The 20,838-nt window shown below is 65.8% G+C and carries 21 protein-coding genes; 14 read left to right on the top strand and 7 right to left on the bottom strand.

Translation table 11 applies throughout. The features are described from left to right. The first annotated feature begins 37 nt into the window (after positions 1–37). Entirely contained in the window at positions 38–427 is a 390-nt protein-coding gene (locus PHD22_RS08335) for a SirB2 family protein (protein ID WP_299864963.1), read from the top strand. 4 nt (positions 428–431) lie between these two features. Here the strand turns inward: PHD22_RS08335 and fnr are convergent, their stop codons facing one another. Beyond that, complete coding sequence (gene fnr / locus PHD22_RS08330) at positions 432–1,166, bottom strand: fumarate/nitrate reduction transcriptional regulator Fnr (protein WP_299864960.1); 735 nt, start codon at positions 1,164–1,166, stop codon at positions 432–434. Between the two features lie 118 nt (positions 1,167–1,284). Between fnr and hemN the strand changes: the two genes are divergently transcribed. From hemN to ppa, 5 genes are all read left to right on the top strand, one after another. After that, positions 1,285–2,679 carry an oxygen-independent coproporphyrinogen III oxidase gene (gene hemN, locus PHD22_RS08325; protein ID WP_299864957.1) on the top strand — a complete coding sequence of 465 codons (1,395 nt, stop codon included), beginning with the start codon at positions 1,285–1,287 and terminating at the stop codon, positions 2,677–2,679. 99 nt (positions 2,680–2,778) lie between these two features. Next, positions 2,779–3,495: a sulfite exporter TauE/SafE family protein gene (locus PHD22_RS08320; RefSeq protein WP_299864954.1), complete on the top strand. Its 717-nt coding sequence runs from the start codon at positions 2,779–2,781 to the stop codon at positions 3,493–3,495. Between the two features lie 27 nt (positions 3,496–3,522). Further along, positions 3,523–5,916: a heavy metal translocating P-type ATPase gene (locus PHD22_RS08315; RefSeq protein ID WP_366520702.1), complete on the top strand. Its 2,394-nt coding sequence runs from the start codon at positions 3,523–3,525 to the stop codon at positions 5,914–5,916. A gap of 18 nt (positions 5,917–5,934) precedes the next feature. Then, complete coding sequence (locus PHD22_RS08310) at positions 5,935–6,141, top strand: heavy metal-associated domain-containing protein (protein ID WP_299864951.1); 207 nt, start codon at positions 5,935–5,937, stop codon at positions 6,139–6,141. Between the two features lie 90 nt (positions 6,142–6,231). Next, entirely contained in the window at positions 6,232–6,759 is a 528-nt protein-coding gene (gene ppa / locus PHD22_RS08305; RefSeq protein ID WP_299864948.1) for an inorganic diphosphatase, read from the top strand. 53 nt (positions 6,760–6,812) lie between these two features. Here ppa and PHD22_RS08300 read toward each other — a convergent pair whose 3' ends face one another. Further along, positions 6,813–8,036 (bottom strand): NAD(P)/FAD-dependent oxidoreductase, encoded by a 1,224-nt coding sequence (locus tag PHD22_RS08300; RefSeq protein ID WP_299864945.1) that lies wholly within the window; start codon positions 8,034–8,036, stop codon positions 6,813–6,815. Between the two features lie 164 nt (positions 8,037–8,200). On the opposite strand from PHD22_RS08300, the gene PHD22_RS08295 reads away from it, so the two are divergent. The 3 genes from PHD22_RS08295 (at position 8,201) to PHD22_RS08285 (ending at position 13,246) form a co-directional block, all read left to right on the top strand. Next, on the top strand, positions 8,201–11,857 hold the full coding sequence (locus PHD22_RS08295) for a DUF748 domain-containing protein (RefSeq protein ID WP_299864942.1): 3,657 nt from the start codon (positions 8,201–8,203) through the stop codon (positions 11,855–11,857). A 15-nt stretch (positions 11,858–11,872) separates the two neighbouring features. Continuing rightward, a complete protein-coding gene (locus PHD22_RS08290) occupies positions 11,873–12,166 on the top strand; it encodes a 4a-hydroxytetrahydrobiopterin dehydratase (protein ID WP_299864940.1) in 294 nt (97 codons plus the stop codon). 150 nt (positions 12,167–12,316) lie between these two features. Then, positions 12,317–13,246 carry a hypothetical protein gene (locus PHD22_RS08285; protein ID WP_299864938.1) on the top strand — a complete coding sequence of 310 codons (930 nt, stop codon included), beginning with the start codon at positions 12,317–12,319 and terminating at the stop codon, positions 13,244–13,246. 18 nt (positions 13,247–13,264) lie between these two features. On the opposite strand, the gene smpB is transcribed toward PHD22_RS08285, so the two are convergent. Continuing rightward, complete coding sequence (smpB, locus tag PHD22_RS08280) at positions 13,265–13,711, bottom strand: SsrA-binding protein SmpB (RefSeq protein ID WP_299864935.1); 447 nt, start codon at positions 13,709–13,711, stop codon at positions 13,265–13,267. A 67-nt stretch (positions 13,712–13,778) separates the two neighbouring features. On the opposite strand from smpB, the gene PHD22_RS08275 reads away from it, so the two are divergent. Together PHD22_RS08275 and PHD22_RS08270 are read left to right on the top strand one after the other, a co-directional pair. Then, the gene (locus tag PHD22_RS08275; protein WP_299864933.1) at positions 13,779–14,216 is read left to right on the top strand and encodes a type II toxin-antitoxin system RatA family toxin; all 438 of its coding nucleotides are present in this window, start codon (positions 13,779–13,781) and stop codon (positions 14,214–14,216) included. Position 14,217: 1 nt separating this feature from the next. Next, positions 14,218–14,547: an RnfH family protein gene (locus tag PHD22_RS08270; RefSeq protein WP_299864931.1), complete on the top strand. Its 330-nt coding sequence runs from the start codon at positions 14,218–14,220 to the stop codon at positions 14,545–14,547. Between the two features lie 31 nt (positions 14,548–14,578). Here the strand turns inward: PHD22_RS08270 and PHD22_RS08265 are convergent, their stop codons facing one another. Beyond that, positions 14,579–15,046 carry a DUF4124 domain-containing protein gene (locus PHD22_RS08265; RefSeq protein ID WP_299864929.1) on the bottom strand — a complete coding sequence of 156 codons (468 nt, stop codon included), beginning with the start codon at positions 15,044–15,046 and terminating at the stop codon, positions 14,579–14,581. Between the two features lie 80 nt (positions 15,047–15,126). Between PHD22_RS08265 and guaB the strand changes: the two genes are divergently transcribed. Together guaB and PHD22_RS08255 are read left to right on the top strand one after the other, a co-directional pair. Beyond that, complete coding sequence (gene guaB / locus PHD22_RS08260; RefSeq protein WP_299864927.1) at positions 15,127–16,587, top strand: IMP dehydrogenase; 1,461 nt, start codon at positions 15,127–15,129, stop codon at positions 16,585–16,587. A 136-nt stretch (positions 16,588–16,723) separates the two neighbouring features. Continuing rightward, positions 16,724–17,440: an ABC transporter ATP-binding protein gene (locus PHD22_RS08255; protein WP_299864925.1), complete on the top strand. Its 717-nt coding sequence runs from the start codon at positions 16,724–16,726 to the stop codon at positions 17,438–17,440. A gap of 4 nt (positions 17,441–17,444) precedes the next feature. On the opposite strand, the gene hpnE is transcribed toward PHD22_RS08255, so the two are convergent. From hpnE to hpnC, 3 genes are read right to left on the bottom strand one after another with little or no spacing between them, the layout of a single operon-like run. After that, positions 17,445–18,770: a hydroxysqualene dehydroxylase HpnE gene (hpnE, locus tag PHD22_RS08250; RefSeq protein ID WP_299864923.1), complete on the bottom strand. Its 1,326-nt coding sequence runs from the start codon at positions 18,768–18,770 to the stop codon at positions 17,445–17,447. Beyond that, positions 18,767–19,603: a presqualene diphosphate synthase HpnD gene (gene hpnD / locus PHD22_RS08245; protein WP_299864921.1), complete on the bottom strand. Its 837-nt coding sequence runs from the start codon at positions 19,601–19,603 to the stop codon at positions 18,767–18,769. Before hpnD ends, hpnE begins: the two co-directional genes overlap by 4 nt. A 5-nt stretch (positions 19,604–19,608) precedes the next feature. Beyond that, on the bottom strand, positions 19,609–20,430 hold the full coding sequence (hpnC, locus tag PHD22_RS08240; protein ID WP_299864919.1) for a squalene synthase HpnC: 822 nt from the start codon (positions 20,428–20,430) through the stop codon (positions 19,609–19,611). A gap of 108 nt (positions 20,431–20,538) precedes the next feature. On the opposite strand from hpnC, the gene PHD22_RS08235 reads away from it, so the two are divergent. Next, positions 20,539–20,838: ATP-binding cassette domain-containing protein (locus PHD22_RS08235; protein ID WP_299864917.1), on the top strand; the 300-nt coding region annotated here is incomplete at its 3' end.

Below are 20,838 nucleotides of genomic sequence, written 5' to 3'. Positions count from 1 at the left end.
AGGGTTGCCGCGGGGACTGGATTTGGAGGTGACTTGCATGTATCTGGCACTCAAGCATTTTCACATCATCTGCGTCGTGCTGAGCGGTGCCGGCTTTGTGCTGCGGGGCGGGTGGTCCCTGAGCGGGTCGCCCCGCCTGCGGGCGCCTCTGACCCGGGTTCTCCCTCACGTCGTGGACTCATGCTTGCTGGGCAGTGCCCTTGCGCTGGCCTGGCTGTCGGGGCAGGCTCCCTTCATCCATGGGTGGCTGACAGCCAAGGTCCTGGGGCTGCTGGCCTACATTGGCCTGGGCATGGTCGCGCTCAGGCCGCAGCGACCCGTGGCGGTGCGGACCGCGGCCTTTGCTGGGGCCCTGGCCGTATTCGCCTACATCGTGTCGGTTGCACTCAGCAAGAACCCGCTCGGCTGGATCGCCGTGCTGGCCTGAGGGTTCAGCCTGCGTGGTGATTGAGCAGGCGCTTGAGGCCCGGGGTGTCTAGGATGCGGATGTGTTTCTGCTGCACGGCCACCAGGCCTTCTTCCTGGAAGCGGGAGAAGGCCCGGGAGACGGTCTCGAGCTTGAGGCCCAGGTAGGAGCCGATCTCGTCCCGGGTCATCCGCAGGTGGAATTCGGAAGCGGAAAAGCCCCGGGCGGTGAAGCGCTGGGACATGTTGAGCAGGAAGGCGGCCAGCCGCTCTTCGGCCCGCATGGAGCCAAGCAGCATCATCACCCCATGATCGCGGACGATCTCGCGGCTCATGATCTTGTGGAACTGGTGCTGCAGGCCTTCCACCTGGCGGGACAGCTCTTCCAGGCGCCCGAAGGGAATCACGCAGACTTCGCTGTCTTCGAGGGCGATGGCGTTGCATGAATGGTTTTCGGTGCTGATGCCGTCCAGGCCCAGCACCTCACCGGTCATCTGGAAGCCGGTCACCTGGTCCCGGCCGTCCTCGAGGATCACGTCGGTCTTGAAGGAGCCGGCACGGATCGCGTAGATGGCCTCGAAGGGATCGCCGGAGCGATAGAGGTGCTGCTGGCGCTTGACCTTGCGGCGGCTGCCGACCATTTCGTCGAGCTGGTCCACTTCTGCCGGATCGAGTCCGAAGGGGAGGCACAATTCCCGCAGGTTGCACTGGGAGCAGGCCGTTTTAACTTCCACCGCCGTGACCGGCATTACCGATTTCATCTGCACGTGTAATCACCTGATCTTTAGGGTTTTAACAACCTTGGGGGCCCTTTGATCCACATCAATACGATTTCCGGACGATTCTGCGAATGTTCCGTGTGGCCAACCGAAATGCACCATGAACACCAATCAAAAAAACCTGATCTTCGACCCGGAGCTCGTTCGCAAGTTCGACGTGAACGGTCCCCGTTACACGTCGTACCCCACTGCTGACCGGTTCGTCGAGGCCTTCAATTCCGAAGCCCTCGGGGCGTGGCTGGGCAAGCGTACCATCGGTGGGATCGGAAAGCCGCTTTCATTATACTTCCACATCCCTTTCTGCAATACGATCTGCTATTACTGTGCCTGCAACAAGATCATCACCAAGGATCATGGCCGTTCGGCCAAATACCTGAAGTATCTCGAGCAGGAAGTGGACATGCAGGCCGCCCGGCTGACGGGGGGACGCGAAGTCCTGCAGCTGCACCTGGGGGGCGGTACCCCCACCTTCCTTTCTCATGATGAACTGCGCCAGTTGATGGGGATTGTCCGGAAGCACTTCACCCTGGTGCCGGACGGGGAGTTCTCCATCGAGGTGGATCCCCGCAAGGTGGATGAGCCCACCGTGGCCCTGCTGGGCGAGCTGGGCTTCAACCGGATGAGCGTCGGTGTTCAGGATTTCAACCCCGAGGTCCAGCAGGCGGTCAACCGGGTCCAGAGTGAAGACGAAACCCGGCTGGTGATCGAGGCTGCCCGGGCCAATGGTTTCAAGTCGGTCAGCGTGGACCTGATCTACGGCCTGCCCAGGCAAAACGTGATCAGCTTCAACCGTACCCTGGAGCAGGTCCTGTCCCTGTCGCCGGATCGCCTCTCCATCTACAACTACGCCCATCTGCCCAGCCTGTTCAAGCCCCAGCGACGCATCAACGATGCCCAGCTGCCCTCGGCGGAGGCCAAGATGCAGATCCTCCAGCTGGCCATCCGCCGGCTGACCGAGGCGGGCTATGTCTATATCGGGATGGATCACTTCGCCAAGCCCACCGACGAGCTCACCGTGGCCCAGCGCCAGGGGCGTCTGCATCGCAACTTTCAGGGGTATTCCACCCATGCCGAGTGCGACCTGCTGGCCTTCGGCGTGTCGGCCATCGGCAAGGTCGGCCCCACCTATGCCCAGAACGTCAAGACCCTCGACGAGTACTACGACATCATCGATACCGGCCGTCTGCCGGTGCTGCGGGGTATCGAGCTCACGCCCGATGACCTGCTCCGCCGGGCGGTCATTCAGGCCCTGATGTGTCACTTCGAGTTGTCCATCGAATCCATCGAAATCGCTCACCTGATCGAGTTCGAGCGCTACTTTGCTGACGAGCTCGACGATCTGCGCGAGATGGAGAGGAGCGGCCTGCTGAAGATCGATGATCAGTGGATTTCCGTGCTGCCGCCGGGGCGGATGCTGGTGCGCGCGATTGCCATGGTGTTCGACCGGTATCTGCGGGCCGACCGGGAACGTACCCGTTACTCGAAGGTGATCTGACTCCCCCGGCGGGCGGCAGCCGGTCTAGAATCCCGATCCTGCGGCTGTTCCATGCCCCGCGCCGTTCCGCGGGGCCTCTGCCTTTCCTGGTTCCGTTCCATGCCCGAAACCGGCTACCTTGCAGTCTTCCTGATCGGCCTTCTCGGCGGTACCCACTGTGTCGGGATGTGTGGCGGCATTGTCAGCGCCCTGACCGTACAGACCGTCCACATGCCCGGTGAGGCGCGCCGGGAATGGCCCCTGCATCTGGCCTACAACTTCGGCCGGATTGCCAGCTACACCGCAGCCGGTGCGGCGATGGGCGCCATCGGCACGGTGGGCATGCTGTTCAACGACCTGCTGCCGATCCAGATGGGTCTGTATGTGGTGGCCAACCTGATGCTGGTGGCCCTGGGACTGTATCTCACCGGATTCACCCGGGCGCTGGCCGGCGTGGAAAAGCTCGGCCATCGCCTGTGGGCCCGCATTCAGCCTCACGCCCGGCGCTTCATCCCGGCCCGCACGGTGGCTCAGGCCCTGCCGCTGGGCGTCCTGTGGGGGTTTCTGCCCTGCGGCCTGGTGTATAGCGTGCTGGCTACGGCGCTGGTGACCGGCTCGGCAGAGCGGGGCGGGCTGCTGCTGCTGTCCTTCGGCCTGGGAACGCTGCCCAACCTGCTGCTGGCAGGCATGCTGCTCAAGCGTCTCCGGGATGTGGTCCGGAAGCGGGCGGTCCGTCTGGGCTCCGGGCTGGTGGTGATGGCTTTCGGGGTGTTCGGACTGGTCAATGCGCCGACCCTGGGGGCAGCCCTGTGGGATGGGGTGGTGTGCCACTTCTGAGCGCTGTCCTTTGCTCCGGGCGTTGTCGTGGCTGAGCTGATCCGTCACGACCTGCCGATCACCGGCATGACCTGCGCCGCCTGCGCGGCGCGGCTGGAGAAGGTGCTGAATCGCCAGCCCGGGGTCCGGGCAACGGTGAACTTCGCCACCGGCAAGGCCCTGATTCAGGTGGAGGAGGGGGGCGCCCCGGCTGCCGACCTGCTTGCGGCAGTGCGCAAGGCGGGCTTCGACGTGGCTCCCCAGGTCCTCGAGCTGGGGCTGGAAGGCATGACGTGTGCCGCCTGCGCGGCCCGGGTCGAGAAGGTGCTGAATCGCCACCCGGGCGTGGAGGCCAGCGTGAATTTCGCGGCTGAGACCGCCCGGGTGCGCTACATCCCGGGGCAGGTCGCGCCTGCCGATCTGGTGGCGGCGGTGGCCCGGGCCGGGTTTGTTGCCCGTCCGCGCCAGTCCCGCGACCGGGATGCGGAAAAAGCCCGCAAGCTGGACGAGTTCCGCCGCGAACGACGTCTTTTCGGGCTGTCGGCCCTGCTCAGCCTGCCCTTCCTGGTCCAGATGGGAGGGATGCTGTCCGGAGACCTGGCCGGTGCTCACCACGAGGACCTGCTGCCCCGCTGGCTGCAGTGGCTGTTGGCGACGCCGGTCCAGTTCTGGATTGGCTGGCGTTTCTTCCAGGGAGCCTGGGCTTCCCTGCGGGGAGGCGGTGCCAACATGGATGTGCTGGTGGCCCTGGGGACGGGCGTTGCCTACCTGTTCAGCCTGGTGGTGGTGGTGCTGGAGCGTCACGACCTCCATGTCTATTTCGAGGCCTCGGCGAGCATCATCACTCTGGTGCTGCTGGGCAAGCTGCTGGAGGCCCGGGCCAGGGCCCGCACCTCGGCAGCGATCGAGGCCCTGCTGCGCCTGCAGCCTCCGAGCGCCCGCATCGAGCGGGATGGCCAGCTGGTGGAGGTGCCGGTGGAGCAGGTACGCGCCGGGATGGTCTTCGTGCTGAGGCCGGGCGATGCAGTTCCGGTGGATGGCGAAGTCATGGATGGCTCCTCCAGCCTCAACGAGGCGATGCTGACGGGTGAGAGTGTGGCGGTGGCCAAGGCGGCCGGTGATAAGGTCTTCGCGGCCACGGTCAATGGGGATGGGCTGCTGCGCTGCCGGGCCACGGGTGTGGGAGCGGAGACCCTGCTGGCGGGCATCGTGCGCATGGTGGAGCAGGCCCAGGGGGGCAAGCCGGCGGTCCAGCGGCTGGCTGACCGGATTGCAGCGATCTTCGTGCCGGCGGTGGTGCTGCTCGCCGTGCTTGCCTTTGGGGCCTGGTGGTGGATCGGTGGAGCGCTGGCCCCCGCTCTGGTCAACGGGGTGGCGGTGCTGGTGATTGCCTGTCCCTGCGCCCTGGGACTGGCGACCCCGACGGCGGTGATGGTGGGGACCGGGCAGGGCGCCCGGGCCGGCATCCTGGTCAGGAACGCAGAAGCCCTCGAGCTGGCCGAGAAGATCCAGATCCTGGTGGTAGACAAGACCGGCACCCTGACCGAGGGTCGGCCGGCGGTGCTGGCGGTGCACGGGGTGCCCGGGGTGTCCCGGGATGAACTCCTGTACCTGGCCGCCAGCCTGGAGCGGGCCAGCCATCATCCCCTGGCCGACGCCGTGGTGGCGGCGGCCCGCAGCGCCGGGCGGGAGCCGTCCATCCCCGAGGGTTCGACCGCCCTGCCCGGGAAAGGGATCGAGGGTCAGGTGGGGGGGCGTCGGGTCTGGGTGGGGTCCCCGGACTTCCTGGCGGAGCAGGGCATGCCGCTGCCGGCGGAACTGATCGATCCCCTGCTGGCCGAGGCCCTGACCCCCGTTGCGGTGGCGGTGGATGGCGCGGTGTGGGGTGTGCTCGGTCTGGCCGATCCCCTGCGGTCCACGTCAAAGGCTGCGGTGGTACGCCTGCAGGCCATGGGCGTACGGGTGGTGATGCTGACCGGGGACCATCCCGCCGTGGCGGCGAAGATTGCTGCAGAGGCGGGTATCGCCGAGTTCCGGGCCCGGGTCATGCCCGCTGACAAGGCGGCTGCCGTGGAGGCCCTCAAGGCCGGGGGGCGGGTGGCGATGGTGGGAGATGGCATCAATGACGCGCCGGCCCTGGCGGCGGCGGATGTATCCTTCGCGATCGGGGCGGGGTCCGACGTGGCCATCGAGGCCGCCGACCTGACCCTGGTGCGCAACGACCTGGGCAGCGTGGCGGATGCCATCGACCTGTCCCGGGCGACCCTGGGCAAGATCCGTCATAACCTGTTCTTTGCCTTCATCTACAACATTCTGGGGATTCCTGCAGCGGCCCTGGGGCTGCTCAACCCGGTCATTGCCGGTGCTGCAATGGCCATGAGCTCGGTGTCGGTGGTCAGCAACTCCCTGTTGCTGCGACGCTGGAAACCGGGTGCCGACTGACGACGGAAAGGATCGACGATGGAAGAGGTGGTGATCAAGGTGGCTGGCATGAGCTGCCAGGGGTGTGTGAAGAACCTGAGCGGTGCCCTGTCGGGTACGCCGGGGGTCGGCAGCGTCCAGGTGTCCCTTGAGGAGGGAGAGGCCAGGGTGAGCTACGATCCGGCGCGGGTGAGTGCCAATGCCCTGCGCACGGTGGTGGAGGACTGTGGATTCGATGCCGCATGAGCCCTTTTCGGTGACAAGGGTTTATCCGATAGTCCCACGGCTCACTTATAATGGGCAGCTGTCTTACATCTAATAACGGGAGGTAGTGATATGGGTTTCGATCAGGTCAAGGCTGGCAAGGACGTGCCGAACGACATCAACGTGATCATCGAGATTTCCGCCCAGGGCGATCCGATCAAGTTCGAGGTGGACAAGGATTCCGGCGCGGTTTTCGTTGACCGTTTCATGGGTACGTCCATGCGCTATCCGCTCAACTACGGCTATGTGCCCCACACCATCGCCGGCGACGGTGACCCGGTGGACGTGCTGGTCGTGACTCCGTTCCCGCTGCAGCCGGGCGTGGTGATCCGCTGCCGTCCGGTGGGCGTGCTCAAGATGGAAGACGACGGCGGCGTGGATGCGAAGGTCGTGGCCGTGCCTGTTTCCAAGCTGACCCCCCTGTACGACAAGGTCCAGACCACCGATGACCTGCCGGAGCTGCTGATGAAGCAGACCGTGCACTTCTTCGAGCACTACAAGGATCTCGAGCCCGGCAAGTGGGTCAAGGTCCTGGGCTGGGGCACCGTCGAGGACGCCCGTCAGGAAATCCTCAACGGCCTGGCTGCCGCGGCCAAGTAATTACTGGGCTCCGCCCAGATGAAGAGGCCCGCCTTGTGCGGGCCTCTGTGGGTTTACACAGCCTGCCCGGCCGCATGGCCGGAGGCCCATGCCCACTGGAAGTTGTAGCCGCCCAGGTGGCCGGTCACGTCCATGACCTCGCCGACGAAATGGAGCCCGGGCACCTTGTTTGCCTCCATGGTCCTGGAGGATAGCGCCCGGGTGTCCACGCCGCCGAGGGTGACCTCGGCCTTGGCATAGCCCAGGGTGCCGTTGGGGCTGATCTGCCAGCCCGCGAGGGCGCCCGCAATCGCATCCAGCTCCTTCTGGTTGAACTGGTTGGTGGGCCTGCTCCAGCCGCGCTGGTCACAGAAGGCCTGGGCGAAGCGTCTGGGCAGGCGTTCGCTGAGCAGGTTGGGCAGCAGGCTCTTGCTGCGCGCCCGCTCCCCGAGCCAGTCGCGGACATTCTCTGCCGGAAACAGATTGACCGTGATCTGCGCGCTGCCATCCTCATCCCCATACTCCCGGGCCTGCCAGTAGGACGAGACCTGCAGGATCACCGGTCCGGACAAGCCCCGGTGGGTGAACAGCAGGTTCTCCCGGAACTGTCCGCTGCCGCATCCGGCGAGCGCATCGAAAGCCATGCCGGAGAGCTCCTTGTAGAGGGTCAGCTCTTCCGGCGGCAGGGTCAGGGGAACGAGGGCGGGTCTGGGGGCTACCATGGCCAGGCCGAACTGCTCCGCGATGCGGTAACCCAGCGGTGAGGCGCCGATCTTGGGGATGGACAGCCCTCCGGTGGCCACCACCAGGCGGGTGCAGGAAAAGGGGCCGTGGCTGGTGTCCAGGTGAAAGCGGGAGACCTCGTCAGGGCCCGGAGTGATGCCGTTCAGGGTGCACGGCATGGCCCAGTCCACCTGACCGTCCTGACATTCGTGGCGCAGCATGTCGATGATGTCCTGGGCCGAGTCATCGCAGAACAGCTGTCCGTGCTCCCGCTCGTGCCAGGCGATGCCGTGGCGCTGGACCAGCTCGATGAAGTGCCCCGGGGTGTAGCGGGACAGCGCCGAGCGGCAGAACTGGGGGTTGCGGGACAGGTAGTTGCCGATGCCGACCTCCAGGTTGGTGAAGTTGCATCGCCCGCCGCCGGAGATGCGGATCTTTTCGGCCAGCTTGCTGGCATGGTCGATGATCAGTACTTTCCGGCCCCGCTGGCCGGCCTGGGCCGCGCACATCATGCCGGCGGCGCCGGCACCAAGCACGATCACGTCATAGCGGGTGTTGCGGTGGAGCTGACTCATGGTGGCAGAGCGGTGAACGACAGGGGCGCGCAGCATAGCCCCGCCCTGGCGCCAGGGCAAACGGGGTGTAGTTCGTCATTTGCAGTGGGCCTTTCCCCTGCTAGGCTTCCGGAAGTCGGAAATGCCCGCCTGTGCTCGACGGGCAGATAAAAAGGACAACAACAATGGCTCAGAATACGCGCAAGGGCGCTCGTTTCATGCGGTGGGCCCTGGGGGCTGCGGCGGCCGTGGCGCTGGTCGGGGTGCTGGGTTTCCTGGTGGCCCCACCCGTGATCAAGTCGATCGCCGAGGAGCGGCTCACCGAGCTCCTCCATCGCCCGGTAAGCATCGAGGGGCTGTCGATCAATCCGTATGCCCTGTCGGCGGAGGTGCGCGGCCTGCGCATCCAGGAGCCGGAAGGCGGAGAGACGGCTCTGGGTTTTGCATCCCTCTACGCCAACGTGCAGCTGGAGTCCCTCTTGCGTGGCGGCGTGGTGGTCGAGGAGGTGAGGCTGGTGGAGCCTCTCGTCCGGCTCGTCCGCCTTGAAGGCCAGCGCTACAACTGGTCCGACCTGATCGACGAACTGATGGCCAGGCCCGATGACGGGGCCAAGAGTCACTTTGCGATCCACAACATCCGGATCGAACGGGGTCAGGTGCGCTTTGATGACCGTCCGGCAGGCAAGCAGCACGCCATCACCGATCTGGAGCTGGGCGTTCCCTTTGTTTCCAATCTCCCCGCCCAGATCGATACCTTTGTCGAACCACGGCTGTCCATGAAGGTGAATGAGTCGCCCTTCGAGATCCTGGGCAAGTCCAGGCCCTTTTCGGCCACCCGGGAGTCCGTGCTGGAGCTGAAGTTCGACGACTTTGACCTGACCCGTTACGTGGCGTATCTGCCTGGGGAGCACACCTTCCGCCTGCCCTCTGCCCGCATGTCGTCGGAGCTGACCCTGAGCTTTGCCCAGCCGGCCGGTGGCCGCCCGGAGGTGGTTGTGACGGGTGGGGTCGGCCTGGCTGATCTGGAGCTTCAGCACCGGAACGGCCAGCCGGCCGTCCGCTGGGCCCGGCTTCAGGTGGAGATCGAGCGCCTGGCCCCCATGGCCCGGGAGCTCGTGCTGGGCCAGGTCCGGCTGGAGCGGCCGGAGCTGGCCGTGGGGCGTAGTCGCGATGGGCGGATCAGCCTGCTCGATCTGCTGCCTGCCGCTCCGGCGGCGCCTGCACCGTCCCCGCCGGCGAGCGAGGCCCGCCCGTTTGCGCTGACCCTGGGCGAGTTCCGGCTGGAAGAGGGGCGTTTGAGTTTTTCCGATGACCTGCCGGACGGCCCGTTCCACAAGACCATTCAGGATATCCGGGTGTCCCTGCGCGGCCTCTCCCTGGCGGGAGGGGCTCCGGCCGAGCTGGATCTCAGCTTCGCCGGAGCGGCCGGGGAGACCTTCAAGCATACCGGCACCCTCGGCCTGGCCCCCTTGACGGCGGCTGGAACCCTGAATTTCGCGGGCGTCGACCTGACCGGGCCCCGGCCCTACTATGCCGCTGCCCTGGGGCAGGGAGAGCTGCTCTCGGGGACGCTGGAGGGCGCCCTGGACTATGCGTTCGCCGCTGGCGCCCCGACCCCACGGGTCACCCTGCAGGCGGATTCCCTGGCCTTGCGGGATCTGGTCCTGCGCATCCGCGACGAAAAATCGCCCTTCCTCAAGCTGGGCCTGCTGGAGGTGCGTGATGCCAGCGTCGACACCCGGTCCCGCACCCTGTCCGTCGGGGAACTGGCCGGCAAGGCGACCCGGCTGTCCCTGCTGAGGGGCAAGGACGGTCACTTCAACGCCGAAAAACTGATCCCGACCGCTGCGCCTGGGGCGGCAGCACCCCGCTCTGGAGGCGCGCCAGCGGGCGGGGCACTCCCGGTCAGGGGGTATGCCCCGCCCGGCAAGGAAGGCCCGGACTGGCAGGTCAATGTCAAGCGGATTGCCCTGGATGACTGGGGGGTGCGGCTGGAAGACCAGACCCTGGCGCCGGCCGTGGTGCTCGATGTGACCCCCCTGACCCTCAAGGTGGAGGGGTTGTCCACCGTCCGCGGCAGTCAGGCCAAGGTGAGCCTGCAGGCGGCTGTCAACAAGCGCGGCCGCTTCGGGGTTGCGGGCAGTCTGGGGCTGACGCCGCTGGAGGGGAAGCTGGATCTGGATGTCCGCGCGGTAGATCTGGCCATGCTCCAGCCCTATGTCACCGAGCGGGTGAAGATCGCCATCACCCGGGGGCATGTCAGCGCCCGCGGCCGGCTGGCCTTTGCCGCGCCTCCGCAGGCGGGTGCCGCCAGGGGCGGCGGGCTCAAGGCCGCTTACCAGGGCAGCCTCAGCGTGGGTAATTTCGCCTCGGTGGACAAGCTGAATGCGGCAGATTTTCTGAAATGGAAATCCCTGCATTTCAGCGGCATGGATCTCCGCCTGTCACCCCTGGCCGTGAGCATCGACGAGATCGCCCTGAGCGATTTCTACACCCGCCTGATCCTGGATGCCCAGGGCGGGCTCAATATCCGGGAGATCACGGCCCGGGAGGCTCCGGAACACCCGGTGGCCGAAGGCCAGGCCAGCGCGGCCCCTGCGGCAGCAACGGCGCAGCCGGCTGTACCCGTATCGTCCGCGCCGCTGCCACCGATCCTGATCAGGCGGATCACCCTGCAGGGGGGCAACATTGCCTATAGCGACCGGTTCATCCGCCCCAATTATGATGCCAACCTGACCGGCATGGGAGGGCGCCTCACCGGCCTGTCCACCGATCCGGGAACCATCGCCGAGCTCGATCTGCGCGGGCGCGTGGACAACGCGGCGCCCGTGACGGTGGCCGGCCGGCTCAATCCTTTCCGTCAGGACAAGGCCCTGGATATCCACGCTTCGGTCAAGGATTTCGAGTTGTCCGGTGTGTCCACCTATGCCGCCAAGTACGTGGGATACGGCATCGAGAAGGGCAAGCTTTCGGCCGACCTCAACTACAGGATCGAGGATCGCAAGCTTACTGCCACCAATCAGGTCTTCCTTGATCAGCTGACCTTCGGGGAGCGGGTGGACAGTCCGGCTGCCTTGAAGCTGCCCGTGCTGCTGGCGGTCTCCCTGCTCAAGAACAGCCGTGGCGAGATTGATCTCAATCTGCCCGTTGGGGGTTCCCTGGACGATCCGCAGTTCAGCGTTGCGGGCATCGTGGTCAAGGTCATCGTCAATCTGATCGCCAAGGCCATCACTTCACCTTTTGCCCTGCTGGGTTCCCTGCTGGGGGGCAACAGCGAAGAGCTGGCGTGGCTGGATTTCGAGCCGGGCTTTGCTCGCCTGCCCGAGGGCGCCGAGACCAAGCTGGCCGCCATCGCCAGGGCCTTGAACGAGAAGAGCGGCCTCAGGCTCGATATCGCCGGGCGGGTGGATCCGGAGCGGGATCCGGAAGGTCTCAAGCGGGCGCTGCTGCTGGGCAGGATGGAAGCCCTGAAGATCCAGGACCGGGTGAAAAGGGGGGAGACCGTCGCGGAGGAAGAACGGATCCAGATCACCGAGGCCGAGTATCCCGGGCTGCTGGCCCGGGTATACAAGCAGGAGAAGTTTCCCAAGCCCCGCAATCTGGTGGGCTTGGCCAAGGAGTTGCCGGCGCCGGAAATGGAAAAGCTGATCCTGGCCCATATCCGGGTGGGGGAGGACGAACTGCGCCTGCTGGCCCAGCAGAGGGCTCAGGTGGCCAAGAACTGGCTTCTGGAGCAGGGCAAGGTGCCCGCCGACCGGGTTTTCCTGGTGACGGCCAAGGAGGGCGATGAAGACCGCTCATCCAGGGCCCGCCCGAGCCGGGTGGATTTCTCCCTGCGGTGAACTGGAGCGTTGCCCATGACAGTCCCGAAACTGGATGAGCGCGAGTGCCGCAGTGCGCTGGAAGCGCTGCCCGGCTGGCGCCTCGCTCCCGGGGGGAAGGCGGTTCTCAAGACCTTCCGCTTCCCGGACTTCAATGCCGCTTTTGGCTGGATGAGCCGGGTGGCGTTGATGGCCGAACGGATGGATCACCACCCGGAATGGCGCAACGTCTACAACCGCGTCGAGGTGAGCTTGAGCACCCATGATGTCGGTGGCGTGACTGAACTGGACCTGTGCCTGGCCCGTTTCATGGAGCAGGCCCTGGTCTGACCGGGGGGTAATTTGCCGCAGTGCGGCATGCCTGCAGCGAAATAGGGTGCTAACCTCCTGCACGTAATACCAAAAAATACGACACATTCGGCATACCCGGAGCCTGTCATCAACAAGAAAAAAACCGGAAAGCCCGAGGGAGAGCAGTTCATGCATCTGACTTTCGGCTCGAGTGCGGCCCATGACCGCACCCGCCAGCCCGTTGACCCGGCGAAGCCGGCAGCCATGGCGGCGCGCCATGGCTGGAAGCGCTTTCCCTATGGCGACCGGATTTACCGTTATGTGGGCTCTGCACTCCAGACGAACTGGGCACGCCTGCATCGGGGAGACCGGGAGCCTTATCCTTCTGCCGGGGCACTGGAACTGCTGCTGGAGGCCAATCCGGCTCTGGCGGTCAGCGTGGCCGATCCCGCGATGCAGGTGCCTGTGCTGGAGGATGCCTGGCGTGCCTATCATGCCGGCGATTTTGCCGCCGCCCTCGAGCTGGGTCTGGCGGCTGGCCCGGTGGGTCTGGTCGTGGCTGCACGCGCCGCCGTCGTGTATGCATCTCATCTGGAGCCCGACCCGAACCGCCGGATCACGATCCTCTCGGATGTGGTGGCCAGCTGCTCTGCCCTCGTGCAGCTGGCGCCCAACTGGCCCGCTGCCTGGTATGCCCATGGTCTCGCCCTCGGGCGCTACAGCCAGAACATTTCGGTTTTGCGGGCGTTGGCCCTGGGTCTGGGGGGCAAGGTGCGCAGCAGCCTGAACCGGGTGCTTGAGCTGGATCCGGATCATGGGGATGCCCATGTGGCTCTGGGGGTGTATCACGCGGAGGTGATCCACAAGGTCGGCGCCGCAATGGCGGCCCTTGCCTATGGTGCCCGGCGGGAGGCGCTGACGGCCCATTTCGAGCGGGCCTGCGGACTGTTGCCCCAGTCTCCTGTCGTGCGCGCCGAATATGCCCGGGCGGTGCTGCTGGTCTGGGGATCGCCGCAGCTCTCCCGGGTCCATGAGCTGTTCCGCGAGGCGGCTGCCTGTCAGCCTTGCGATGCGCTGGAGCGTCTGGATGTGGAATGGGCCCGCTCGGAAATCGAGTAGCCCGCGAGTCGTCCGGCCTCAGCCCCTGGCGCGGATCAGGCGCCCCTTCTCCCGCTCCCAGTCGCGTTCCTTTTCGGTTTCGCGCTTGTCGTACTGTTTCTTGCCTTTGGCCAGACCGACACTGATCTTGACCAGGCCTTTGGTGTAATGCAGGTCCAGGGGGACCAGGGCGTAGCCGGCACGCTCAACCTTGCCGATCAGCTTGGCGATCTCCTCTGCATGGAGCAGCAGCTTGCGGGTGCGGGTCGGATCCGGATGGATGTGGGTGGACGCGGATTCCAGCGGTGTGATGTGCATCCCGACGATGAAGATCTCGGCGCCGCGGATCACCACATAGCTTTCCTTGATGTTGGCGCGCCCGGCGCGGATGGCCTTGACTTCCCAGCCCTGCAGGACCAGGCCGGCTTCGTACTTGTCCTCGATGAAGTAATCGTGGAAGGCCTTGCGGTTATCGATGATGCTCATTGGCGTAGGCTCTTGCGGACGCGTAAAATCATGCATTTTAACAGCTCGGTAGTCCGCTCGCGCTCCCATGGCAGCCGTCAAGAAAATAGTCCTGATCGAGTTCACGCCGGCCCAGATGTTCGATCTGGTAGACCGCTGCGAGGATTACCCCAAATTCCTGCCCTGGTGTGGTGGTGCGGAAGTCCAGGCCCGGGATGAGAAGATCACCCGCGCAACCCTGCACATCAACTACCACGGCATCAAATCCCATTTCAGTACCGAGAACGACAAGGATTACCCGCGTCACATGCTGATCCGCCTGACCGACGGACCTTTCACCCACCTGGACGGGAGCTGGAATTTCATCCCTCTTGGGGAGGCCGCCTGCAAGGTGGAGTTCAATCTACGCTACGAGTTTTCCAGCAAGCTGATTGAAAAGGTGGTGGGGCCGGTGTTCAGCCACATCGCCAACACCTTTGTCGACTCCTTCGTGAAGCGGGCCGGCCAGATCCATGGGGGGGCCTGAGGTGAGCGACTCGATCCGCGTGGAGGTCTGCTATGCCCTCCGGGACAGGCAGGAGGTGGTGCGCCTCCGGATGCCTGCCGGTTGCACGGTGCAGCAGGCCATCGAGGCTTCGGGGATTCTGCAGAAGCACCCTGAAATTGACCTGGGCAAGGCCAACAAGATCGGCGTCTTCGCCAAGCTGGTCAAGGGGGAGGCGACCCTGCGGGACCAGGACCGGGTGGAGATCTACCGTCCTCTCATCGCCGACCCCAAGGAGGTCCGGCGCAAGCGGGCAGAAGAAGGCAAGGTCATGAAGAAGGGTGGCGGGCCGGCTGAAGAGGGTCTCGCCTGAGCGTCCTGCAGGGTAGTGCGGGCGTTTCCACCTACTTGCAGGCTCGTTCCATGGCCCGGCGGGTGCGGTTGATTTCTGCCTCCCGCTCTTCCTGATTCATCAGCAGGCGTTCGCCGTTCTCGCCAAAACGGACCACCCGGTCGGTGCTTTCCAGGCCCGCCAGCTGGGCGCGGCTCTCGCTGCATTCGCGTGCCCGCAGTTCCTCGCTGATCTGCTCCTTGCGGGCCTTTTCCTCCGCTTCGGCAGCTTCAGCCCGGCGTTTGCGAAAAGCCTGCTCCTTTTCCACATAGGATGGGGGAGCTGACGCTGCCGGCGTGGCCCGATTGTCCCGGGCCGGAGGGGGCAGGGAGGGCTTGCTGACCGTGCGTACGTCCAGGCCTGGAGGAGGCAGGTCTGAATAATGCACCCGCCCGCTGGCGTCCTTCCAGCTGTACACACCCTGGGCCAGGGCCAGGGATGAAGCGCAGGCCAGCAGGCCGGCAAACAGTCTGTGATGCATCGGACACTCCGGGGTGACAAAGTTTTGCGGCACGAGGGTCAGCTCCGTATAATACGGATTTGGTTCTAGGGATTAAAGCCATGCGAGTGATCCAGAAGGCGCTGACGTTTGACGACGTCCTTCTCATCCCCGCCCATTCGAGCGTTCTCCCGCGCGACGTCAGCCTCAGGACGAAGCTCACGCGCAACATTACCCTGAATATTCCGCTGGTTTCCGCTGCCATGGATACCGTCACCGAGGCGCGCCTCGCGATTGCGCTCGCCCAGGAAGGCGGGATCGGTATCGTTCACAAGAACCTCACCGCGCAGCAGCAGGCGGCCGAAGTGGCCAAGGTAAAGCGTTTCGAATCGGGCATCCTCAAGGATCCGATCACCATTGCGCCGACCATGACGGTCCGCGAAGTGTTGACCCTGACCCGGGCCCACAAGATTTCCGGTCTGCCGGTGGTGGACAATGGCAAGGTGATCGGGATCGTCACCAACCGGGATACCCGTTTCGAGACCAATCTCGACCAGCCGGTGGCGGCCATCATGACCCCCCAGGCACGCCTGGTCACGGTACGTGAAGGCACCAGCCTCGAGGACGCCCGTGCCCTGATGCACAAGCACCGCCTCGAGCGGGTGCTGGTCCTGAATGAGGTGGGGGAGCTGGCGGGTCTGATCACCGTCAAGGACATGATGAAGTCCACCGAGCACCCTCTTGCCGCCAAGGATGCCCAGGGCCGTCTCCGCGTGGGCGCGGCCATCGGCGTAGGGGCCGGCACCGAGGAGCGTGCGGCGCTGCTGGCCGAGGCCGGTGTGGACGTGATCGTCGTCGATACGGCCCACGGCCACTCGCAGGGTGTGCTCGACCGGGTGAACTGGGTCAAGAAGAACTTTCCGCAGGTGGAAGTCATCGGTGGCAACATTGCCACGGCCAGCGCGGCCCGCGCCCTGGTGGATGCCGGTGCTGACGGGGTCAAGGTCGGTATCGGCCCCGGATCCATCTGCACCACCCGCATCGTGGCCGGTGTGGGTGTCCCCCAGATCACCGCGGTGGACAACGTGTCCACCGCCCTGGCCGGTACGGGAGTTCCGCTGATTGCCGACGGGGGCATCCGTTATTCCGGTGATATCTCCAAGGCCATTGCGGCGGGCGCCAACGTGGTCATGCTGGGCGGCCTGTTCGCCGGCACTGAAGAGGCGCCGGGGGAAATGGTGCTGTTCCAGGGGCGGTCCTACAAGTCCTATCGGGGCATGGGCTCTCTGGGTGCGATGCAGCAGGGTGCTGCCGACCGTTACTTCCAGGAGAACGACGGCAACGTGGACAAGCTGGTGCCGGAGGGCATCGAAGGCCGGGTGCCCTACAAGGGCGCGGTCACCGCGGTGATCCATCAGCTGATGGGTGGCCTGCGGGCGTCCATGGGCTACGTGGGCTGCGCCACCATCGACGAGATGCGGGCACGCGCCGAGTTCGTCGAGATCACCTCGGCGGGGATTCGCGAGTCCCATGTCCACGACGTGCAGATCACCAAGGAAGCGCCGAACTACCACGTGGATTGAGGTAGCGGCGCCGGGTGGAATACCGCGGAGGGCAGCCGGAGGGCTGCCCTCCGCTTTTTCAGGGGTCGGCACCGCGCCTCTGAAATGTGCTCTCCCGGGAGCTGAACCATTTTTCCCCAGACGACTCCATTTCCCCATGCTCAATCGAACCGTGAATGAATCGACTTCCCTGGCCGGTGCGCTGTCCCCGGTGGTGGAGGTCCAGGGGCTTTCCCGTGTGGTGACCGCCGATGGGGGAGGCGAGCTCCGCATCCTGGACGAGGTGTCCTTCCGCATCCTGGCGGGCGAGGCCGTGGCCATTGTCGGCGCGTCCGGCTCGGGCAAGTCCACGCTGCTGGGTTTGCTGGCCGGCCTGGATAGCCCCAGTTCCGGATCCGTGCATCTGCGGGGGCAAAGCCTGTTTGCCCTGGATGAGGATGGGCGGGCGGCCTTGCGCGGGGCGTGTGTGGGGTTCGTGTTCCAGTCCTTCCAGCTCCTGCCGGCCCTCACGGCCCTTGAGAACGTGATGCTTCCGCTGGAGCTGGCGGGCCGCAGGGATGCGCGTCAGGAGGCGGAGGCCTGGCTCGCCCGGGTGGGCCTGGGCCAGCGCCTGGGGCACTACCCCCGTCAACTGTCGGGAGGGGAGCAGCAGCGGGTGGCCGTTGCCCGGGCCTTTGCGCCCCGGCCTGCACTGGTGCTGGCCGATGAGCCCACCGGCAATCTCGACGTGGCCACCGGGGAGGCGGTGATCGAGCTGATGTTCTCCCTCAACCGGGAGTCCGGCACCACCCTGGTGCTGGTCACCCACGACACGGCACTCGCCGAGCGCTGCGGGCGGACCCTCCGCCTTGCCGCCGGGCGGCTCGTGCCCTAAGTGCTTACAGGGACAGGAAGTTGCCTTCCTTGAGACCATGCCGCCGCAGAATGCTGCGGGCGGCGGCGATGCCACTGCGTACGGCGGATTCCAGGGTCGCGGGATAGTCCGCTTCCACGTAGTCGCCTGCCAGCCAGATACCCCGCTCCGGGGTGGCCGTCGTGGGTCGGTCCACCCCCGGGATGCAGGAGAAGGTGGCGCGCTTTTCGGTGATGACCTGGCTCCAGCGCAGGGGGGGCAGGGGGCCGAGTACGCTCTGCAGCTCCTCCAGCAGGGCGATCTCCAGGGCTTCCCTGGAGATGTCCTGGTGTGCGCCCCGGGCGCTGATCACCACGCCCACCAGACCTTCCGGTCCTCCCAGGGCCCCCCGATCGAAGGCCCACTGGCCATACCCGCCACTCATGCCGATCATCGGTTCGGGGAGGTGCAGCGGGCCGTCAAAGGCCAGCCACGCCGTGACGATGGGCTGATGGGACAGGCGTTTCAGGCGTTCCACCACAGGAGCCAGGCCTGGCAGCCCAGCAACCAGATCCCCCACATGGTAGGGCGCTGTTGCAATCACCACGTCGTCGTAGAGGGCGTTCCATGGATCACCTTCCAGGACATAGCCGTCGCCCATGGCGCTGATCTTCTTCACCGGCTCTGCGGTGCGGACCGTGTTGCCCCGCAGCGCCAGCCAGCGGGAAGCGGGGACCGGAAAGAGCTCCGACAGATCCACCCGGGGGATCAGCAGATCCGATGCGGAGGCGCCTGCGGCCAGGCTGTCCCGCAGGACGTTGGCAAAGATCTGGGCCGAGGCGTCCGCCGCCGGGGTGTTCAGTGCCGCCACGCAGAGGGGCTCCCAGATCAGCCGGGTGAGTCGCCCGGTCTGCTGGGTCTCGGCGAGCAGGGTGCTCACGGTCCGGTCCGGGTCGATCCGGAAGGCCTGCTTCCTGAGCGTGCCCATCAGGCGGATCATGGCCCGTTTGTCCGCCCAGTCGAGGCCCCGGGCCCGCAGCAGCCCCAGCGCCAGGTGGAAGGGCGCGGGCAGGGGCGCGGCCCGCAGTTCGCACAGGCCCGGATAGACCAGGGCCAGCCGGCGGGTTTCCAGGACGCTGGGCTTGACGCCCACCAGGCGCAGCATGCGCAGGGTTTCGCTGTAGGCGCCCAGCAGGATGTGCTGGCCATTGTCCACCCGGTAGCCATCCTTTTCCATCACCCGGGCGCGTCCTCCCAGGGTGCGGGAGGCTTCGAACAGGGACACCCGGGCCCCCCCCCGGGCCAGGGTGACGGCGGCGGCAAAGCCGGCGTAGCCGCCTCCGACGACGGCAATCAGAGGTGTGTGGCTCATCCCTTGAACCAGGTGATGCCGGCAATCCAGATCTTGCGCAGCGGGGTCAGCGAGGTGCGCCGGTCGAGCACCTGGAAACCGTCGGCCTCGATCTCGTCGAGGAGGGTGCGGTAGATGGCCGCCATGATCAGTCCGGGCCGCTGGGCCTTGCGGTCTTCAGCGGGCAACTGGGAAAAGGCCTGCTCATAGAGCTGGCGGGCCCGCTGGGCCTGGAAGGTCATCAGTGCGCGGAAGTTTTCGGAGTACTCGCCCTCGAGAATCTGGCGGGCTGGAACATTGAAGCGCTGAAGTTCGTCCACCGGCAGGTAGATCCGGCCCCGCCGGGCATCCTCCCCCACGTCCCGGATGATGTTGGTGAGCTGGAAGGCCAGGCCCAGGTCGTGGGCATACTTCAGGGTCTGCCGCTGGGTGTGGCCGAAGATCTCCGCGGACAGCAGGCCGACTACGCTGGCGACCCGGTAGCAGTACAGGTGGAGGGCCTTCCAGTCCAGGTAGCGGGTTTGCTGGAGGTCCATCTGCATGCCATCGATGATCTCCTGCAGCTGCTCCCGGGGCAGGTTGAAGCGGCTGATCACGTCCTGCAGGGCCATCCCTACCGGATGCTCCGGTTTGCCGTCGTAGATCTGATTGACCTGGCGCCGCCACCAGTCCAGTTTGGTCTGGGCGATGGTCAGGTCGTGGCACTCGTCCACCACGTCGTCCACTTCCCGGCAAAAGGCATACAGGGCAGTGATGGCCTGGCGCCTTTCCGGGGGCAGGAACATGAATGCGTAATAGAAGCTGGAGCCGCTGCTGGCGGCTTTCTCCTGGCAATAGGCATGGGGGTCGGTCATGGCGGTCAGCAGGTTGCGGCGCGCCAGGCGAGGCGCAGCCAGTCGGTTTTCTTGAGGGTGGGGCGGTGCCGGAAGATGTCGAAGTCGGCAGCCTCGATCTTGTCGAGGATCGCGAGCCCCCCCTGGACGATGAGGCGCAGCTCCCAGCCGATCCTGCCGGGCAGGGCTCGGGCGAGGGGCGCCCCCTCGAGCATCATGCCGCGGGCCCGGCGGGCCTGGAAATCCAGCAGTGCAGCCAGTTCCGGCGTGATCCGGCCGCCCGCGACATGCTCTTCGGTGACCCGGAACAGGGCCATTTCTGCCTGGGGCAGATAGATGCGCTGCTTCTGCCAGTCGATGGCCACGTCCTGCCAGAAATTGATCAGCTGCAGGCTGGTGCAGATCTTGTCCGAGCGGACGAGGTTCTCCGGCGTGGCCGCGTCGTAGAGATGCAGCAGCAGGCGGCCCACGGGATTCGCCGAGCGCCGGCAATAGTCGGCCAGCTCCGGGTAGTCTGCGTAGCGGGTCTTGCCCACGTCCTGGCTGAAGGCGTCCAGCAGATCCCGGAACAGCCCCGGGGGCAGCTGGAACTGGCGGATGTTGCGTCCGAGGCGTTCGAAGATCGGCACGAGGCTGGGGTCGTCGAAGGGCGTCTCTTGTTCGATGGCCAGCAGGGCGCGCCGGTAATCGTTGAGCCGGGCCAGGCGCATCAGGGGTGTCGCGTCCCCTTCGTCGGCAATGTCGTCGGCGCTGCGGGCAAAGGCATAGATCGCCTCGACCGGCTCGCGCAGGCGGGCGGGCAGCAGGAAGGAGGCGACGGGAAAGTTCTCGTAGTGTTCGACGGGCATGGGCGCGCGGAGTATACCGGCCCCGGGCCGGGAGCAGCGCACCTGTGGTGACAAGATCCCGCAAGTCTGTCCCCGGAACCAATCGGAGCGCCGGCGCACCAAGCTGCCATGCTCCAGCTCGAATCCCTCTCCCGCCACTTCAATGGTCGTCCGGTCCTGCAGGGGGTGTCCCTCCAGCTTGCGCCGGGCGACTACGTGGCCATCGTCGGCGAGTCCGGCGTTGGCAAGTCCACTCTCCTCAACCTGATCGCTGGCCTGGACCGTCCCGATGGGGGGCGCATCGCCCTGGATGGCCGGGAATATGCCAGCCTCGACGAGGATGGCCTGACCGCCCTGCGGCGGGATCAGCTGGGTTTCGTTTTCCAGGCCTTTCATGTGCTGCCCCATCTGACGGTGCGCCAGAACGTG

Source organism: Zoogloea sp., from assembly GCF_028693495.1.
Classification (GTDB): domain Bacteria; phylum Pseudomonadota; class Gammaproteobacteria; order Burkholderiales; family Rhodocyclaceae; genus Zoogloea.
Note: the sequence above shows the minus strand (reverse complement) of the source record. Positions and strands in the feature narration are given on the sequence as shown.